Here is an 18,395-nt window from a genome sequence, read left to right as displayed (position 1 = left end):
GTGAAGAATGAATGCAATAAAATTTATAAAACAACATCGAAACAATATCGTCTGCTATGGCAGCCTGACACTGGTATTTATTCTATTTGCCATCCTGACCAAGGGTAAGATCTATTCTGCATACAATCTGAAGAGTCTGGTGGGACAGATGGTAGTACTCATGATCATTTCCGTTGGCATGATCTTCATGTTCGCTCACGGAACCGTGGATATTGCTTCCGGAGCGGTGGCAGGTCTGTGTACCATGGTAATTACTCTGGTATTGAATGCCACCGGCAACGTACCGGTGTCGGTGCTGGCTTCCATAGCCACGGCGGTGGCGTTGTATCTGTTCATGTGGTTCGTCACAGCCTACCTGGGACTGATGAGTATTATTGCTTCCCTGGCGGTCATGTTCATCGCCAGGGGTATGGTGACCTACATTCTGTCTCTGCATGACGGACGTATGAACATCACCCGTTATGATCTGATTCAGCCGTTAAAAAGCAATGTGGCATATGCCCTGGCGGCAATGATCATCATCGCGCTGATCGGTATCGTGCTGTTCAACTACACAAAGCTTGGAAAATACTGCAAGGCAATCGGTGACAATCCGGTGAGTGCAGAGCAGAGCGGTGCAAAATTAAAAATCGTAAAGTTATGGTGTTACATTATCGCAGGCACGTGCGTGGGACTGGCAAGCTTATTCCTGCTGGCGCGCAGCGGCAATGTAGGTAAAAATATCGGATCCGGTACCGAAATGGATGTCATGGTGGCAGTCATTCTCGGAGGCATGAACTTAAACGGAGGCTGCAAGAGCCGGATCGGAGCAGCGATTGCCGGTGTGATCACCTACACTTTACTGGCTAACGGACTTACCATCTCCGGTGTGAACCAGACCTATATCACACTGGTCAAAGGTATCATTTTCATTGTTATCATTGGCATGACATTGCGACAGAATAAATCCATCGCAGAGATGCCCAGATAAATAGAGTAATCATAAAGGACCAAAAAGAGGAAGGAGTTTTACTATGAAAAAGAAAATAATCAGCCTGATGATGGCAGCAGTACTGCCGGTTATGATGATGGCAGGATGTGGTTCCGCTGACAATACACAGAGCGGCAGCTCTGAGGCAGCAGGTACCACCGCAGCACAGGAGAGCGTAGCGGGAACCGCGGAAGCAGCAAACACCGAGAAAACCGGGGACCCTTACAAGATCGGTGTGGTAATGTACCAGTGGACCGATGCCCAGGGTACCAACATTCAGAATTTCTGTAAGTATCTGCAGGAGAATATGAACGTAGAGTTCGAATACGAATCTACTTTTTATGATGATGATGCCCAGGTATCCTGTGTGGAGAATCTGATCAGTTCCGGCTGTCAGGCAATTATCAGCGGATATGATACCAACATTGTGGCAGCTATGAGCACTTGCGCGGATGCCGGTGTATACTATGTGGTAGCACTGGACCATATCACAGAGGATGATTTCGCAGGCACAGATCCCGGACAGTATTTCCTGGGTGGTACCAAGCAGTTCGGCGGAGATCTGGCAGCTTTGGGTAAAGAGTATGCAGACGCTGTTGCAGATTCCGGTATTACCAACGTAGGCGGTATTTCTTTCCCCGCATGGGCATTTTCCGATGCGCCTGAAATCTACGCAAGCTTCCAAAGTGAACTGCAGTCCAAGAACATTGCAGTACAGGATCTTACCTTTACCTCCGGTATGACTTCTGACGATGTACAGCAGAATACCAAGGATCTGATCAACCAGAATTCCGATATGGACGCTGTCTTCGGTATGGCTTCCGGTCTGGACTATGTATATCCCGCACTGCAGGGCAGCAATGTTAAGCTGATCGCCATGGGCTATGATACTTCCGTAGAATCTCTGATGAACAGCGGTGCCCTGCTGGCAGCCGGCAACAATAACCATACCCAGGCAATCGCAAGCTGTGTAGCCAGAATCATTAATGCTCTGGAAGGCAACAGCTATCCCGATGCAGCAGACGGTCAGTATAACGAAGGCAGCATTGTCAACGGTGTAGCCGGTTATCCTGTCATCGGAACTACCGAAGATCTGCAGAACTATCAGAACTATGTAGTACCTGAGAACGGTGCAGATGGCTGTGTTACCGCAGAGGAACTGGAGAACTGCATCATTTCCTACAATGCAGATGCAACTCTTGCTGATCTGAACACCCTGACCAACAGAAGTCTGTCCGATATTGTGGCAGCACGTCAGTAATTTAAGCAATATACTTCGCGGCACCCTCAAAAGTGCCGCGGGGATTCAGATGGGCAGACTTACTGCTCTAAGATGGAGGAACGTAAACTATGAGCAAGAAAACAGGATACTTCAAAAGGTATGCAATGACTTTACTGTTTCCGTTAGGAATGTATGCGGTCTTTGCGCTGATTACACTGATTATCGGAAATACATCCTTTTTCACAGGATACACAACAGAAGGCATTATTCATGATACTGTGGAAAATACGATCATAGCCCTGGCAATTGCAATCCCGTTGTCCGGTGGCAGATGGGATTTCGGTCCCGGAGCCATTATCATGCTGGGAGCTATCATCGGCGGTAACCTGGGAATGCAGCTGCATATGGGAACCTTCGGAGTATTGCTGTGCTGCGTGGCAGCCTGCATGCTGCTGGCACTGATCGAAGCTGTTTTCTATGTGACATTACGTGTCCCCAACATGATCATCTCCATGGGTATTGTTATGGTATATGAGGCGGTCAGCGGACTGTTGAACAACGGTCTCGGCGTCAACTTTTTCGCCAATGATACCGAATACACGCAGGAACTGCTTCGAATGAACCAGTTCCCTCTGATCTATATTCTCCTCATTGTGGTGATGGCGGTGACCTGGTTCCTGCTATACAAGACCAAATTCGGCTATGACACCAGAAGTCTCGGAGCCAATGCCAAACTGGCAGTGAACGCCGGTGTCAATGAGAAGAAAAATATTATTCTGACCTACGCACTGGTAGGTGCACTGCTGGGCTGTGCAGCCATGCTGAGTGCCTGCAGCAGTAAAGTGGAGCCTGCCAATAACTTAAGCTCTACTGCTCTGATGTTCGGTTCCATGGCGCCTGTGCTGATCGGACTGTTCCTGGGCGGCTTTACCAATATGCCCTGGGGTATCTTCGTGGGAGCCCTGGGAATGGAAGTGTTCACTTACGGATTAAATGCCTTTGGCATCGACAGTTCCATTCAGACGATCGTTACCGGTGTTGTACTGGCACTGATCATGGCTTATATTAACGATGGCGCGAGAGTCGTGCAGATGGTAAAACAGTTATTCGGGCATAAGAGCAAGGTGGTTTCATAGAAAACAGGCAGTGTACAGATTACCCAGTGGAAAATGCCACTGTGGGTGAAGAATAGGAGCAAGACAGCTATGGCAAGATTTGAGACAAAATTTATATCACAGATATTATTGCGTTCCGTGGAAATGACGGTGATTATTCCAAGCCCCACCATTCCGGAATCTTTGGGTGTGGCAGACAGACCGGCTTCCTACGAAGTGAAGGATCCTTATCCGGTATTGTATCTGCTCCACGGACTGGGCAATGACCACAGCGACTGGACCAGCTACACCAATGTAGAGCTTTTTGCAGAAGAACAGTCCATGGCGGTGGTCATGATCTCTGCGGAGAATAAATTCTACCGTAAAAACGGTGACGGTGACGATTTCTTCCGTTTTCTGTCCGAGGAAGTACCGGCATTCATCAAAGGTATGTTCCCGGTATCGAATAGACCTGAAGATACCTACATTGCAGGATTGTCTATGGGCGGCTACGGTGCAATGATCCATGGCCTGAACCATCCGGAGCGCTTCGCAGCCATTGGAGCCTTTTCCTCAGCCATCGGTACCGAGGATGAGCAGGAGAAAAATAAGCTTCAGGACGGACCCTTTGACCCGTACGGACTCATTCGTAAGAATGTGGCAGAAGGAAAGAAGATTCCGCCTGTATATTTTGCATGTGGTATGCAGGATATGCTTTGGGAAAAGGTGTGTCATTATGAGAAATTCATGGAAGAGAATGGTGTGGATGTGACCTGGGTTCCCGTAGACGGCTTCCGCCATGAGTGGAGATTCTGGAATATCCAGATCGAGAAATTTTTAGAGTGGATCCCCCGGACGGACGCATATGCTGCGGACCAGAAGAAGCACAGAAGCGTGTAAGAAATACGAAAATATGGGCAATATGGGAAAGGAAGAGACAACGTGGTAAAGACGATTATTTTTGACCTGGACGGCGTCCTGGTATACACGGATAAGTTCCATTACCTGGCATGGAAAAAGATGGCGGATCGCATCGGAGTTCCTTTTGACGAGACGATCAACAACCGTCTGCGGGGAGTCAGCCGTATGGATTCTCTGGAGATCATTTTGGAGAAGAGTACCAGAAAATATACACAGGAAGAAAAAGAAGATCTGGCAGAAGAAAAAAATGGCTATTATAAAGAGTTTTTGAAAAAAATGTCTCCTGCGGATGTGAGACCAGAGATCCGCGGAATGCTGAAAGAACTTCACGAAAGAGGCTATCAGCTGGCTATTGGCTCTTCCAGCAAAAATACGAAATTTATTCTGGCACAGACACAACTTACGGATGATTTTGACGCTATCTCCGATGGCACAAATATTACAAAATCCAAGCCGGATCCGGAAGTATTTTTAAAGGCTGCTGAATATACGCAGACCTCACCCGAAAATTGCCTTGTGGTGGAGGATGCCATAGCGGGAATCGATGCGGCGAAAGCCGGAGGGATGCTTGCTGCCGGAGTCGGTGAAGCGAAAACATACGAGAAAACAGACTATCCCATGGAAAAAGTGGAAGATTTGTTGACACTGCCGTTGTAATTGCCAGAGCATCGTGGTAAAATATCAGTATCTGAGAGATACCGATAGAAGGAGGTGTTCCTATGGATATCGCAGGATTATCAATGGCAATGGCTTCGAACAATCTGCAGACGCAAGTCGGAACAGCTGTACTTAGTAAGGCGATGGATACGAACGAAGCACTGGGACAGGGAATCGTACAGATGATGGATTCCGCAGCTATGGAACGCAGCGTAACACCGGAGCTTGGTACTAATATCGATCTGCGGATTTAGCGCAGAAATAATACATAATAAACGCTAAGACAAAAAGAGTTCGGAATATTAGTTCCCGAACTCTTTTTTTACGCGTATTTCAAAATAAAATGGCATTTTTACTAAAAAGTGCATAAAAAACTATTGCAATTTTACCAGTTTTTTTGTAAATTTGTATTATGTATGATATGAGGGATTCACTCTCGTATTATTTTTTCCGGGGTAACAGCGAAAGAGAATTATGGTTGGGGACTGAAGGAGCAGAAGATGATATCGAATCAGATTTTACAGAACACCATTGAAGGATTGAAAGGAATCGCCAGAGTAGAGCTGTGCGTTATGGATGTGGACGGCAAGGAAGTGGCAGCGACCATGGATATGGGTAATTGCTCCAAGCCTGCGGTAGAGTTCGCATCATCTCCGGCAGATTCACAGGAGATCCAGGGATATCAGTATTTCAAGATCTATGACGAGCAGCAGCTGGAGTATATTCTCGTAGCCGGTGGTACCGGTGAAGATGTCTATATGATCGGGAAAATGGTTGCTTTTCAGATCCAGAATCTGTTAGTGGCCTATAAGGAGAGATTCGATAAGGATAACTTTATCAAGAATCTGCTGTTAGACAATTTGCTGCTGGTGGATATTTACAGTCGTTCCAAGAAGCTTCATATCCAGACAGATGTTCCCAGGGTGGTTATGATCGTGGAATCCGCAGGCGGTAAGGACAACAATGTCCTGGAACTGGCGCGGAACCATTTCGGAACCAACAGCAAGGACTTCATTACCGCAGTGGATGAGAGCAATGTGATCGTGGTGAAGGAATTCGCCGAGACCGATACCGGCAAAGAGATCGAGAAGGCTGCCAGAACCCTGGAAGCTGCACTGCTCAAGGAAGGCATCCGTGAGGTCCGCATCGCATACGGTACCATTGTGCACGAGATCAAGGAAGTCAGCCGTTCTTATAAGGAAGCTAAGATGGCACTGGATGTAGGCAAGATCTTCTTCGATGAGAGAGACATTATTGCGTACAGTGAGCTGGGAATCGGTCGTCTGATCTATCAGCTGCCCATTCCGCTGTGCAAGATGTTCATCCGTGAGATCTTCGGCGGCAAGAGCCCGGACGACTTCGACGAAGAGACACTGACCACAATCTACAAATTCTTCGAGAACAGCCTGAATGTGTCCGAGACCTCCAGACAGCTGTTCATCCACAGAAATACACTGGTATATCGTCTGGATAAGCTGCAGAAGAGCACCGGACTGGATCTGCGCGTATTCGAAGATGCCATCACCTTCAAGATCGCACTGATGGTCGTAAAATATATGAAATACATGGAAACATATGAGTATTGATTTCTTGCAGAGCGATTTTGCGAATGAGGCTATGCAAGAAATCAATATGGTGAAATATGATGACAAGGCAGTAGAAAGGCAAGATATAAAATGGCAAATAAAGAAGCACAAAGGCTGAAGAGAGAACGGATCATAGAGGAAAATGGCATCATTTTCCTGGACAATGTAAGCAAGTCCTATTCCTCCGGCTCTCCGGCACTCAATGGCGTAACGTTGAGCATCGGAAGAGGGGAATTTGTATTTATCGTAGGTGACAGCGGATCCGGTAAATCGACATTGATCAAATTACTGCTGCGGGAGCTTACGGCGACCAGCGGCAGTGTTTATGTTATGGGAAATGATCTGGCGAAATTAAAGCACAGACAGATTCCCAGATTCCGTCGTAACCTGGGCGTGGTGTTCCAGGATTTCCGACTGCTGAATGACCGTAATGTTTATGAAAATGTAGCATTTGCACAGCGTATTGTGGAGACTCCCGTCAGCGAGATCCGCAGAAATGTTCCTGCAATTCTGGCAACCGTAGGGCTTGCCGGAAAATACAAGGCGAAGACCAAACAGCTCTCCGGCGGTGAGCAGCAGCGTGTGGCACTGGCAAGAGCACTGGTGAACAATCCTTCCATACTTTTGGCGGATGAGCCCACCGGTAATCTGGATCCCAATAATTCCTGGGAGATCATGAAGCTGTTAGAGGAGATCAATGAAAGCGGCACCACGGTAGTCGTGGTAACCCATAACCGTGAAATCGTCAATGCAATGCAGAAACGAGTGATCACCATGAAAAAAGGAGTGATCATCAGCGACGAAGAGAAGGGTGGGTATATTGATGAAGATTAGTACACTTTTATATACGATTAAGCAGGGATTTGCCAATATTTTCCGTAATAAATGGTATTCCCTGGCTTCCATTGCGACGATTTCGGCATGTCTGTTTTTATTCGGACTGTTCTATTCCATCGTTGCGAACTTCCAGAACATTCTGAAGACGGCAGAGGAAGGCGTGTCCGTTACCGTATTTTTCCATAGCGAATGGGATGGCTGTGAGAGTCATATAGATGGACAGATTCCTTCAGAGCAGAGGATAGAGGAGATCGGTCAGGAGATTGCCAAACGTGCAGAAGTATCCGACGTACAGTTTAAATCCGCGGATGAGGCATGGGCTACTTTCGGACCGGACTATTTCGGGGAGGATTATGCGGAGGGATTTCCTGAGAATCCGTTGGCCGGTGAGGATAGTTATGAGATTTTTTTGAGTGACGTATCCATGCAGGACGCACTGGTGACCTGGCTGCAGTCCATACCGGAGGTGCGCAAGGTCAATTACTCTGAGATGACCGCCAATACTTTAAGTGGTTTGAATCTGCTGATCGCTTACGTATCTATGGGTATTATCGTGATCCTGCTGGCTGTCAGCATTTTCCTGATCAGCAATACAGTAGCCATCGGCATCTCTGTGAGATCGGAAGAGATCAATATTATGAAATATATCGGTGCAACGGACTTTTTCGTGCGTGCGCCTTTTGTGCTGGAAGGTATGCTGATCGGACTGATCGGAGCAGCACTACCTTTGGGATTGATCTATTCCCTTTATAATTATGCACTGAATTACATGGTGAACCGTTTTATGGTACTCAGCGGTTTCCTGAATTTCCTGTCGGTAGATGAGGTGTTCCATTTCCTGGTTCCGGTATCTCTGGGCGTAGGCGTGGGTATCGGTTTCCTGGGAAGTATTTCCACAGTCCGGAAGCACCTGCACGTATAGTAATGTAAGAACATGTAACCCGGAGCTTTTTGTCATGATGTATGCGAATATTACGATTCACATACATCATGATTATTTTATAGTGAATGGAGATAGAATTGAATAAGAAGAAAAAAGGTTTCCTGTGCCTGGCACTGTGTCTGATATTGACCGCTTCGTCTGCAACGTACGGTCTGCGGGTAAATGCCACAAGCATGTCTTCCATTACATCGGACAGCATCCGGGAGAAACAGGATCAGATCAGCCAGGCGCAAAAAGAACGGGAAACGATGAAGAGCAATCTGAGTAACCTGGAGAAGATCAAAAAGGATCTGGAGACACAGAAGAGCAATCTGAAGAACTATGTGGCACAGCTGGATCGGAACCTGAGCGAAATCGAACAGAATATTGCGGAATTGAAGAGCAAGATCACCGCCAAAGAGGAGGAGATCACTCAGACACAGGCGGAACTGGATGTGGCACTGGAACGGGAAGAAAATCAGAAAAATGCCATGATCCGGCGCATAAGAATTATGTATGAGAGAGGGGACTCCTATTTCGTGGATATGATGCTGAAGGCAGAAAGCTTCAGCGACTTCCTGAACCGGGCGGATTTCATGGACCTGGTGATGGCATATGACCGCCAGCAGTGGAAAGACTTCATGGAGAACCGTAAGTATATTGAACTCTGCAAGCAGGAGCTGGAGGAGCAGAAAGCAATCCTGGACGAGGCAAAAGCCGGTGTGGAGCAGGAGCAGGCGAACATGGAGGCTCTGATCGATCAGAAGAACCGGGACATTGTCGCTTATGAATCCGATATCAGCAATAAGGAACAGGCAATTAAGGAATATAAGCAGTCCATCGCGGATCAGGATGCGGAGATCGCAGCCCTGGAGGCAGCAATCGCTGCGGAGAAAAAGAGAATTCTGGAAGCCAGCGGTACGGTGCTGACCTATGATGGCGGTGTATTCAAATTCCCTCTGGCATCCTATACCAGAATATCCGACGATTACGGCAACCGTATCCACCCGACCTTAGGAATCGAGCAGTTCCATAACGGTGTGGATTTCGCGGCACCGAAGGGAACGGCAATCTATGCAGCCTATGACGGGCAGGTGGTGGCAGCCACATACAGTAACACCATGGGAAATTACGTAATGATCGATCATGGCGGCGGACTGTATACCATATACATGCATGCATCGGCATTGTATGTCTCTAAGGATGATATTGTGGTCCGCGGGGAGACCATAGCAGCGGTAGGCTCCACAGGACGATCCACCGGCAACCATCTGCATTTCAGCGTCAGAAAAGACGGTGCATATACATCGCCCTGGAACTACATTTCGCAATAGATTGTCAATAGACAGAATCACGTGACTGCTTGCAGGCTAAGTGATCTGTCTATTAGACAATCAAACATACATGAGCAAGTAGGGCGATAGTCCGGAATGCGAATGTATGCAGCATTTCGGGAGTGCGAAGCACGGAGAAATGCGTGTTGCGATAAAGACACGTGGTGTTGCAACAACATTTTAGAAGTAAAGGAGAGCTTTATGGAGGAAAATAAGGAAAGAAAAGGGCTATTTCTCAGCGGCATTATCGTAGGCTTTGCAGCTACCCTGCTGATCGTGGGCGGCATCTTTATTGCCTTTCAGATTCACAATATCGTGTCCCTGAAGGACGATGTGTCGGCACAGGTATCCTATGACGAGGAGTCTGCCGTCAATGCCCAGACGATCAAAAAACTGCAGCTGCTGGAGGACACGGTAAAAGAGAACTTTTACTTAAGCGAGGTCACCAACGAGCAGCTGGAGGACGGTATGTTCCGTGGCTTGATGGATTCCTTGGACGATCCGTATTCCGAGTATTATACAGCAGAGGAACTGAATGCACTGACCGAACAGACCCAGGGAATCTACTATGGTATCGGTGCGTATGTCAGCATGGATTCCGAGACGAACCTGCCGAAGATCAGCGGTGTTATCGAGGGTGCTCCGGCAGCGGATGTGGATCTTAGAGCCAATGATATCATCTACGAAGTGGACGGCGAATCCACCGCAGGTAAGACACTGACGGAAGCTGTGAGCCTGATCCGCGGCGAAGAGGGTACCACAGTGGACCTGACCATTGTCAGACAGGGCGCGGGTGACTATCTGCATGTCACCGTAGAGAGAGCCAAAGTAGAGAGCCCTACCGTAAAATACGAGATGCTGGATGACGACATGGCATATATTCAGATCGCAGAATTTGACGATGTGACCATCGACCAGTTTACCGATGCCTTAGCTACCGTGAAAGGTTCGGGTATGAAGGGACTGATCCTGGATCTGCGGGGCAACCCCGGCGGAAGCCTGGATGCGGTGGTACGTATCGCGAGAAAGCTCCTCCCGGAAGGCCTGATCGTATATACCGAGGATAAGGCCGGTAAACGTACCGAGTATACCTGTGATGGCAAGAACCCGTTAGAAGTGCCGCTGGTAGTATTGGTAGACATGAACAGTGCCAGCGCTTCCGAGATCCTGGCAGGTGCGATCCAGGATTACGGCATCGGAACACTGGTAGGTACCACGACTTTCGGCAAGGGTATCGTACAGCAGATCATGCCGTTTACCGATGGCTCTGCGATCAAGATCACCATCAGTGCTTACTATACGCCGAACGGACGCAACATTCACGGAACCGGTATTGAACCGGACGTAGAGTGTGAGTTTGACGGGGAAGCTTACTACAATAGTGAGGACCCGGTAGACAATCAGCTGGAGAAGGCAAAAGAAGTATTAAAAAATTTAATGAAATAAAAAGCTTGACAAAGCGCACAAAACTGTATAAGATGTAACCCATAAAACAAAGGCGTTTTTACCGAACCGGTAAAAGCGCCTTTTTCTGTTACATAAGTTCCTGCCCGGAACACAGAATGGAGGAGCAAAATGATCAGACTGGAAAATGTATGTAAGAATTTCGGAGATCTCCAGGTACTGAAAAATGTCAATCTGGAAGTAAAAGAAGGCGAGAAGCTGGTTATCATCGGACCCTCCGGTTCCGGTAAATCCACCACCGTGCGATGTATGAATTTCCTGGAGGAGCCTACCAGCGGTCATGTATATATTGACGGACAGAAGCTGACCCATGCGAATAAGACGAAGATCATACGTGAGTCCATCTCCATGGTGTTCCAGCAATTTAATCTGTATCCGCACATGACAGTACTTAAGAACCTGACCATAGCACCCATGAAGCTGCATCATAAGAGCAAAAAGGAAGCAGAAGACCTTGCTTATCACTATCTGGACGTAGTAGGGTTACGGGATAAGGCACATGTATATCCCACAACGCTTTCCGGTGGGCAGCAGCAGAGAATCGCCATAGCGAGAGCCTTGTGTGCGCAGACGAAGATCATCCTCTTCGATGAGCCGACTTCTGCACTGGATCCCGAGACGATTCAGGAAGTACTGGATGTCATGATCAGGCTGGCAAAGGAAAATATCACCATGGTGGTCGTTACCCACGAGATGGGATTTGCCAGACAGGTAGCGGACCGCGTGGTATTTATGGCGGACGGACAGATCATTGAGGAAGGCACACCGGATCATTTCTTTGAGAATCCTTCCAACGAACGTGTAAAACAGTTCCTTGGCAAGATCATCCGCTGATATCCTGTGAACCATACTCTGGTCAGCACAGCGGCAGATGTATTATTCTGTTGGTCTATCCATGAAGCCGCATTTTGCAGCGTGTCAGTCAGAAAGGCTTCATGTTTAGATATATTTTGAGGAAATAAAAGGAGGAAGAGTATTATGAAAAATCTGAAAAAATGGACTGCGCTGGTAGCAGTCATGGCAATGACGGCAACCCTGTTCACCGGATGCGGAAGCACCGACACACCCGCTACCGAGGCAGCAACAACTGCTGCGGAAAGTACTGCGGCAGCCACTACCGAGGCAGCGACAGAAGCATCAGCCACTGACGGAGAACTGGCAGCAGATGTACAGGCGATCGTAGACAGAGGCGTATTAAGAGTCGGTGTTAAGAATGCAGTAGTCGGATTTGGCTTCCAGGATACACTGACCGGTGAATATTCCGGACTGGAGATCAGCCTGGCGGAGAAGATCGCAGAAAGCCTGGGTGTGGATGTAGAATTCACCGCAGTAACCGCAGCTACCAGAACCGAGCTTCTGGACTCCGGCGATATCGACTGTGTACTGGCTACCTTCACCATCACCGATGAGAGAAAACAGAGCTGGGATTTCTCTACTCCTTATTTTACCGATTATGTAACTGTACTGGTAGAGGATAAGAGCGGCATTACTTCTCTGGCAGACCTGGTAGATAAAAAGGTCGGCGTATCTTCCGGTTCTACCTCTGCAAAAGCACTGGTAAATGCTATGATCGAGGCTGGACTGATCGATGGTAGCGGCTTTGATGCAGATACCTTCGATCCTGCACTGTGGACCACCGGGATCTCCTTCCAGCAGTATGACGACTATCCTGCCATCTCCACTGCACTGAGTGCCGGTGAGGTAGATGCCTTCTGTGTAGATAAGTCCATCCTGGCAATTTATAAGACCGACGGACGTTCCTACATTGATGACAAATTCTCTCCTCAGGAGTATGGCGTAGCTACCACCAAGGGCTCCGGACTCTCCGCATATGTGGATGAGCTGGTGCAGGGATGGCTGGCAGACGGTACAATTGACAGCCTGATCACGGAGAACGGATTAGAGTAAAGACGAAATAAGAAGCAGTCTACGGCGCCCGAAGCCTACGGAGTATCCGGACGCTGTAGAGATTAAGAGTAACCGGGAGGAAACACTATGTCTGGTATCATTTCAGCAAGAGCCTGGGGCAAGGTCTGGGCGTACAGGAGCACATTCCTGTTAGGACTTCTGAATACTGTGGAGACCGCAACTTTCGCCATTCTGTTGGCGTTGGTACTGGGTGTGATCTTCGGCCTGATGGCGACCAGTGGGAAAAAGATACTGCAGGTCATCAGCAGAGTCTATGTGGAGATCATGCAGAATACGCCGATCCTGCTCCAACTGTGTTTCTTCTACTATGCACTGGCATTTTCCGGTCACAGCATCGGAATCCTGCCGACAGGTATCGTTGCACTGGGCGTATACACCGGAGCTTATATGGCTGAGGTGGTACGTGCAGGCATCGAAGCCGTTCCTAAGGGACAGTTTGAGGCAGCAATGTCCCAGGGATTTACCTATGTAGAGCGGATGTATTACATCATTCTGCCGCAGAGTATCAAAATTATCCTGCCTCCCATGGTGAACCAGATCGTTAATCTGATCAAAAATACTTCTTGCCTGTATATTATCGGCGGAGCGGATCTGATCTCACTGACATATAGCTTTGTCACCGGTGAAAATACCGGAGGCGCCTATGCTCCGGCATATCTGGTCAGCGGACTGTTATTTTTCATTATATGTTATCCTCTCTCTAAGACCGCCAGTGTCTGGGAGATTCATCTGAAGAAGAGAGATCAGCGGGTGCTGTTTCAAAGAACAGAAGGGACGGTGACGGATAATGAGTAATCTGGAAGCGAGTTTCTCCATTTTAGGGCAGAAAGGTGTCGTGGCATACATCTTAAAAGGCACGGTGTTCACCCTGATCATTGCCCTGATCGCCGTAGTGCTGGGAATCGTCATCGGTTCCATACTGGCATTGTGCAGAAATTACTGTACAAGTAAAAAGACGAAAATATTTGGCATTCTTGCCACGGTATACATAGAAGTATTTCGAAATACCCCATTATTGTTATGGATCTTTATCTGCCTGGTGTTCTGTCCCTGTCCGGAATTGTTCAACCGGAAGCTGTTCGGACTGACCACGGTAGAGACGAAGCTGCTGTTCAAGGCAGCAGTAGCCTTGATCCTGTTTACTTCTTCCGTTATTGCGGAGATCATCCGTGGAGGACTGAATTCCATCGCTCACGGACAGTTTGAAGCCGGTCATGCGCAGGGCTTCAATGTAGTGCAGGTCATGATCTATATTATATTGCCTCAGGCATACCGGAATGTGATTCCCACCCTGTTAAGCCAGGTAATCACTACCATTAAGGATTCATCGTATCTGGCAAACGTGGCGACCATCGAGCTGATGGCGCGCACGAAGCAGCTGTTGTCCGCAGCCAGCCGTTACAATGGTACCGGTAATGTGAATGTATCGGATGTATTTGTACTGTTTGGTACGGCGGCGTTGATTTATTTTATTATTAACTATACATTGTCCTGCGTGGTGCGTTCCATGCAGAAGCGCCGGAAGAGACCGGTACGCGTCATGGCAGATTAGGAGCGAAGCATTTTATTCCGCATCCGCCCTTGACGGCTAGATGCCGGGAAACAGTTACCTATACCCAGAAAAACAGGAAAAAGTAGGCGAATCTGGGTATGTAAGAGGAAAACCGTCGCCCATACCCGGGAAAATAGAAAAAAGTAAGCGAATCAGGGTATGTAAGAGGGAAACCGTCACCTATACCCGGAAAAACAGGAAAAAGTAAGCGAATCAGGGTATGTAAGAGGGAAACCGTCGCTTATACCCGGAAACACAGGAAAAAGTAGGCAAATCAGGGTATGTAAGAGGGAAACCGTCGCCCATACCCGGGAAAATAGAAAAAAGTAAGCAAATCAGGGTATGTAAGAGGAAAACCGTCACCTATACCCGGGAAAATAGAAAAAAGTAGGCGAATCTGGGTATGTAAGAAGAAAACTGTCGCCTATACCCGGAAAAATAGAAAAAAGTAAGCGAATCTGGGTATGTAAGAGGGAAACCGTCGCTTATACCCGGAAACACAGGAAAAAGTAAGCAAATCAGGGTATGTAAAAGGCAGAACAGTCATTTATACCCGTCAAAGAGAGATGTAGGAAAAGAGGATTTCTATGGAACAGTATGTGATCACAATCTCAAGACAATTTGGAAGTATGGGACGATCCATCGCCAAAGAATTATCAGAAAATCTGGGAATCGAATTCCTGGACAGAGATATCGTGGAAGCCACAGCGAAGCGCATGGGACTTCCGGTATCCGTCATCAGCGACGAGGAAGAGAGTATGAAGTCCACATTTTTCCGCAGGCAGTATCCGCTCGGGATGGGAATGTCCAGCCTGAAAGATGAGATCTTCTATACTCAGAAAAATATCATCCGTGATTTTGCGGCAAAAGGCTCCTGCATTATTGTAGGCCGCTGTGCAGATTATATTTTGGAAGACATTCCGAATCATTTGAATGTGTTCGTCTATGCACCGGAGGAAGCGCGACTGAAAAACTGCGTGGAGAATTTGCAAATGGATCCCCAGACAGCGAAAAAGATGATGCGTGATGTTGACGCAGCACGTAACCGCTACCACAAGGCATACATTCCCGGCTGGCAGAGTGTCTTCGACCACAAAGATCTCATGATCGACAGCAGCCGGTTCGGCATCGACGGCACGGCAAAGATCTTAGCGGATATTGTCAGAAACCAGTGGGGCTGATGGCCCACAGATTCTTGATCTGCGGGGAGAGCGTGACATAGTCCCAGGTGTGGGAACTGTTGCTTACCCGGTTGGGATCCTTGACACAAAAGCCCGTGTCATCATAATCAAAGAGCAGGATATAGTGGCCGGAGGTGGTGAAATCCCCCGGTCGCATGCTGCACACGATAAGCTTGCCCTGATCCAGGGCTTTTTTCATACTGTTTTCACTTAAGGATAATTCTTCGCCGGACAGACCCAAAGCCGACAGACCATCGGTCCACAGGGACCAGCTGGTACCGGATTCTGTATAATATCCGTTTTTTTCGCAATAGGAAGCCATTTCTCTTGGGGTGCCGTTCAAATCCCGGGTGAAGTATACATAGGCCATGGACAGGCAGGTAGGCCCACAGCCGGAGAGACCGATGATGCTGTCGCCGAAGGACACATAGCCCCAACGCTTGTCCCATTGCAGGAACAGAGGAACCTGTCCGATGATGACATCGTGAGTGAGGTCGATAGACTGACCCAGATAATTTTGCCGATTAGGGTAGTCAGCTACGAAATCTGCAGCTTCTGCATTGTTTTTCACAAGCTCTGACAGGGCTTCTGTGATGTTTTCAGCATCTGCATCGACGGACGAGAGACTTTCGGCGAAGGTGGTTTCATTTTCTTCTTGCAGCGCGGCAAAATCATATTTGGATACCGGCAGGTCGTATCTTGCAGTCAGCTGGTAGTACAGATGATTGACGGTGGGCAGAATCTCGCCACCGTAATCCTGCCAAAAAGATACTGCGGTGAGAAGCAGCAAAACAGCAACGGAAATGCGGAAGAAGCGTGCAATGCGTTTTCTTCTGCGGATGGCTCGCTTCCGGCGGAGCATCTCCTGTCTGGAAATTCTGCGGCGCTGTTGGTGCACCGGTATCTGATGTGCTGCATTTGTATTCATAAAAATCCCTCCCAAGAGTCCCTTTTTTGACAAAATAACCGTCTTTTTCTATAGAAGAGTATAAAGGAATGTCTGATAAAAAGTCTTTTAAGCAGTTTTAAACTTTTGGACAGATATCTTTAAGATTTCATGAAGATATGCTACAATAATGCATGAACTAAAATCATTCGGAAAGGGGAAGGGACTGATGATCAGGAGAAAATATGTGCCGCTGCGTATTGTGCAGCCGGGAATGATGATCGATCAGGCAATCATAGACCGCGCAGGTCGTGTGCTGATCGTCAGACGTACCCCACTGGAAGACTTTCATATTGATGCGCTGAAGAAAATGGGAGTCACAGGCATCTATACCTGTGAAGGTACGGAAGATATCAAACCGGCAGAGGCAGATAAGACACAGTCATTGCCCGAACCCTTACAGAAAAAATATGATCAGGTGAAGGTCAAGGATCCTGCCAAAGTACAGATCTCTGAGAGCGTAAGAAACCGTGTGGCACAGGGTGTGCAGTATTTGTACCAGGACACGCAATCGCCGGACTTCACCAATGCGTCCAGGAGCATAACAGATGATCTGCTGCGTGCCATTGAGGATAATGATGCAGTGGCAGTCGATATCGGTGCCCTGAAAGTCAGCGACGAGTATACGTTCAAGCACAGTGTGGATGTGGCTACCATGTCTATGATCGTGGCACGAAAATACGGATTGGATGATAAACAGGTCTATGAGATCGGCATTGCGGGACTTCTGCATGATATCGGCAAATCAAAGGTGCCGAATGAGATCCTGAATAAGGCGGCAAAACTTACGGACGAAGAATTCGCCATTATGAAACAGCATTCGGTATACGGGTACCGTATTCTTCAGCCGAAGGAAGACCTGTCCATGGAGATCAAGCTGGGTGTATTGCAACACCATGAGAAAATGAACGGGAAGGGATATCCCATGGGAGTCACGGGAGATAAGATCGACCTGTTTGCCCGTCTGATCTCCATCTCCGATATTTATGATGCGCTGGTGACGGAACGCCCCTATAAGAAGCCATTTTCCCCCAGAGATGCCGTGGAAATGATCATGTCCATGACCGAAGAACTGGACATTACCGTGATGCGGTGCTTCTTGGAGAGCGTCATTCTCTACCCGGTAGGCACCGATGTGGCACTGAGCAACGGCGAGACCGCAAGGATCGTGGAGAACATTCCCAATGCCGTCCTGCGTCCCAAAGTCCTCGGACTCACCACCGGACGCGTGTACGACCTCGCCAATGATGTGAAGTGTGCAAATATTATTATCTTGTAACGTAGGGTTGCCATAGACCACTCTGGGAGTTCTGTTTGTATTAAAAACGCCATTTTTTGCTAAAAAAATACAAAAACAGGAGATTTTGACATGTAAAAAGCAGTTATTTTCGCTGAGCGTGCAAAATGAAGAAATTCCGTACAAAAATTCTTGATTTGGGAACTTTTTTGTACGGAATTCATTGTTTTTAGGGTTTTTACACCAAACTAGAGAGCTACGAAAGCATAGCCACTCTAGAGAACAAGAAAGACCTGGTGTGGGCACTTGCGCACAAATCCCAGCCATATTCGATACACGGGGCGTAACCATCAATAATAGTTAATTAAGCCCCGGTGGTTTACGATATGCGGGGCGTAACCATCAATAATAGTCAATTAAGCCCCGGTGGTTTACGATATGCGGGGCGTAATCAACAATAATAGTCAATTAAGCCCCGGTGGTTTACGATATGCGGGGCGTAACCATCAATAATAGTCAATTAAGCCCCGGTGGTTTACGATA

The 18,395-nt window shown here is 47.8% G+C and carries 18 protein-coding genes; 17 read left to right on the top strand and 1 reads right to left on the bottom strand.

What is annotated here, in order from left to right; all coding sequences use genetic code 11:
• Window positions 1-7: 7 nt before the first annotated feature.
• The 16 genes from ACTRDR_RS09430 (at window position 8) to ACTRDR_RS09355 (ending at window position 15,669) form a co-directional block, all read left to right on the top strand.
• Window positions 8-970 carry an ABC transporter permease gene (locus ACTRDR_RS09430; protein WP_440527158.1) on the top strand — a complete coding sequence of 321 codons (963 nt, stop codon included), beginning with the start codon at window positions 8-10 and terminating at the stop codon, window positions 968-970.
• 43 nt (window positions 971-1,013) lie between these two features.
• A complete protein-coding gene (locus ACTRDR_RS09425; protein WP_440527156.1) occupies window positions 1,014-2,231 on the top strand; it encodes a sugar ABC transporter substrate-binding protein in 1,218 nt (405 codons plus the stop codon).
• A gap of 89 nt (window positions 2,232-2,320) precedes the next feature.
• Window positions 2,321-3,328, top strand: a complete 1,008-nt coding sequence (locus ACTRDR_RS09420; RefSeq protein ID WP_440527154.1) for an ABC transporter permease — start codon at window positions 2,321-2,323, stop codon at window positions 3,326-3,328.
• 69 nt (window positions 3,329-3,397) lie between these two features.
• Complete coding sequence (locus ACTRDR_RS09415; protein WP_440527153.1) at window positions 3,398-4,186, top strand: alpha/beta hydrolase; 789 nt, start codon at window positions 3,398-3,400, stop codon at window positions 4,184-4,186.
• A 42-nt stretch (window positions 4,187-4,228) separates the two neighbouring features.
• Window positions 4,229-4,864 (top strand): beta-phosphoglucomutase, encoded by a 636-nt coding sequence (gene pgmB / locus ACTRDR_RS09410; RefSeq protein WP_440527151.1) that lies wholly within the window; start codon window positions 4,229-4,231, stop codon window positions 4,862-4,864.
• 62 nt (window positions 4,865-4,926) lie between these two features.
• Window positions 4,927-5,118, top strand: coding sequence for a YjfB family protein (locus ACTRDR_RS09405; RefSeq protein ID WP_440527150.1), 192 nt, complete (start codon window positions 4,927-4,929; stop codon window positions 5,116-5,118).
• 246 nt (window positions 5,119-5,364) lie between these two features.
• A complete protein-coding gene (locus ACTRDR_RS09400; protein WP_440527149.1) occupies window positions 5,365-6,450 on the top strand; it encodes a PucR family transcriptional regulator in 1,086 nt (361 codons plus the stop codon).
• 147 nt (window positions 6,451-6,597) lie between these two features.
• Window positions 6,598-7,284, top strand: coding sequence for a cell division ATP-binding protein FtsE (gene ftsE / locus ACTRDR_RS09395; RefSeq protein ID WP_176866040.1), 687 nt, complete (start codon window positions 6,598-6,600; stop codon window positions 7,282-7,284).
• A complete protein-coding gene (gene ftsX, locus ACTRDR_RS09390) occupies window positions 7,274-8,209 on the top strand; it encodes a permease-like cell division protein FtsX (RefSeq protein WP_440527148.1) in 936 nt (311 codons plus the stop codon). Before ftsE ends, ftsX begins: the two co-directional genes overlap by 11 nt.
• Window positions 8,210-8,307: 98 nt before the next feature.
• Window positions 8,308-9,543: a murein hydrolase activator EnvC family protein gene (locus ACTRDR_RS09385; RefSeq protein ID WP_440527147.1), complete on the top strand. Its 1,236-nt coding sequence runs from the start codon at window positions 8,308-8,310 to the stop codon at window positions 9,541-9,543.
• A gap of 201 nt (window positions 9,544-9,744) precedes the next feature.
• Window positions 9,745-10,989: a S41 family peptidase gene (locus tag ACTRDR_RS09380; RefSeq protein ID WP_440527146.1), complete on the top strand. Its 1,245-nt coding sequence runs from the start codon at window positions 9,745-9,747 to the stop codon at window positions 10,987-10,989.
• Between the two features lie 129 nt (window positions 10,990-11,118).
• Window positions 11,119-11,841, top strand: a complete 723-nt coding sequence (locus tag ACTRDR_RS09375; protein WP_176866029.1) for an ATP-binding cassette domain-containing protein — start codon at window positions 11,119-11,121, stop codon at window positions 11,839-11,841.
• A gap of 144 nt (window positions 11,842-11,985) precedes the next feature.
• Window positions 11,986-12,915: a transporter substrate-binding domain-containing protein gene (locus tag ACTRDR_RS09370; protein ID WP_440527145.1), complete on the top strand. Its 930-nt coding sequence runs from the start codon at window positions 11,986-11,988 to the stop codon at window positions 12,913-12,915.
• A gap of 87 nt (window positions 12,916-13,002) precedes the next feature.
• Window positions 13,003-13,731 carry an amino acid ABC transporter permease gene (locus tag ACTRDR_RS09365; protein WP_440527143.1) on the top strand — a complete coding sequence of 243 codons (729 nt, stop codon included), beginning with the start codon at window positions 13,003-13,005 and terminating at the stop codon, window positions 13,729-13,731.
• Window positions 13,724-14,488, top strand: a complete 765-nt coding sequence (locus ACTRDR_RS09360; RefSeq protein WP_176866033.1) for an ABC transporter permease subunit — start codon at window positions 13,724-13,726, stop codon at window positions 14,486-14,488. The genes ACTRDR_RS09365 and ACTRDR_RS09360 overlap by 8 nt, the downstream gene beginning before the upstream one ends.
• Window positions 14,489-15,075: 587 nt before the next feature.
• Window positions 15,076-15,669 carry an AAA family ATPase gene (locus ACTRDR_RS09355; protein ID WP_118547396.1) on the top strand — a complete coding sequence of 198 codons (594 nt, stop codon included), beginning with the start codon at window positions 15,076-15,078 and terminating at the stop codon, window positions 15,667-15,669.
• Here the strand turns inward: ACTRDR_RS09355 and ACTRDR_RS09350 are convergent.
• A complete protein-coding gene (locus ACTRDR_RS09350) occupies window positions 15,650-16,597 on the bottom strand; it encodes a C39 family peptidase (protein ID WP_440527141.1) in 948 nt (315 codons plus the stop codon). The genes ACTRDR_RS09355 and ACTRDR_RS09350 overlap by 20 nt on opposite strands.
• Window positions 16,598-16,784: 187 nt before the next feature.
• Between ACTRDR_RS09350 and ACTRDR_RS09345 the strand changes: the two genes are divergently transcribed.
• The gene (locus tag ACTRDR_RS09345) at window positions 16,785-17,894 is read left to right on the top strand and encodes an HD-GYP domain-containing protein (protein WP_440527139.1); all 1,110 of its coding nucleotides are present in this window, start codon (window positions 16,785-16,787) and stop codon (window positions 17,892-17,894) included.
• Window positions 17,895-18,395: the final 501 nt, after the last annotated feature.

It is taken from the genome of Simiaoa sp., from assembly GCF_051972595.1.
Taxonomy (GTDB): domain Bacteria; phylum Bacillota; class Clostridia; order Lachnospirales; family Lachnospiraceae; genus Acetatifactor; species Acetatifactor hominis.
This window is presented reverse-complemented; position numbering and strand designations above follow the sequence as displayed.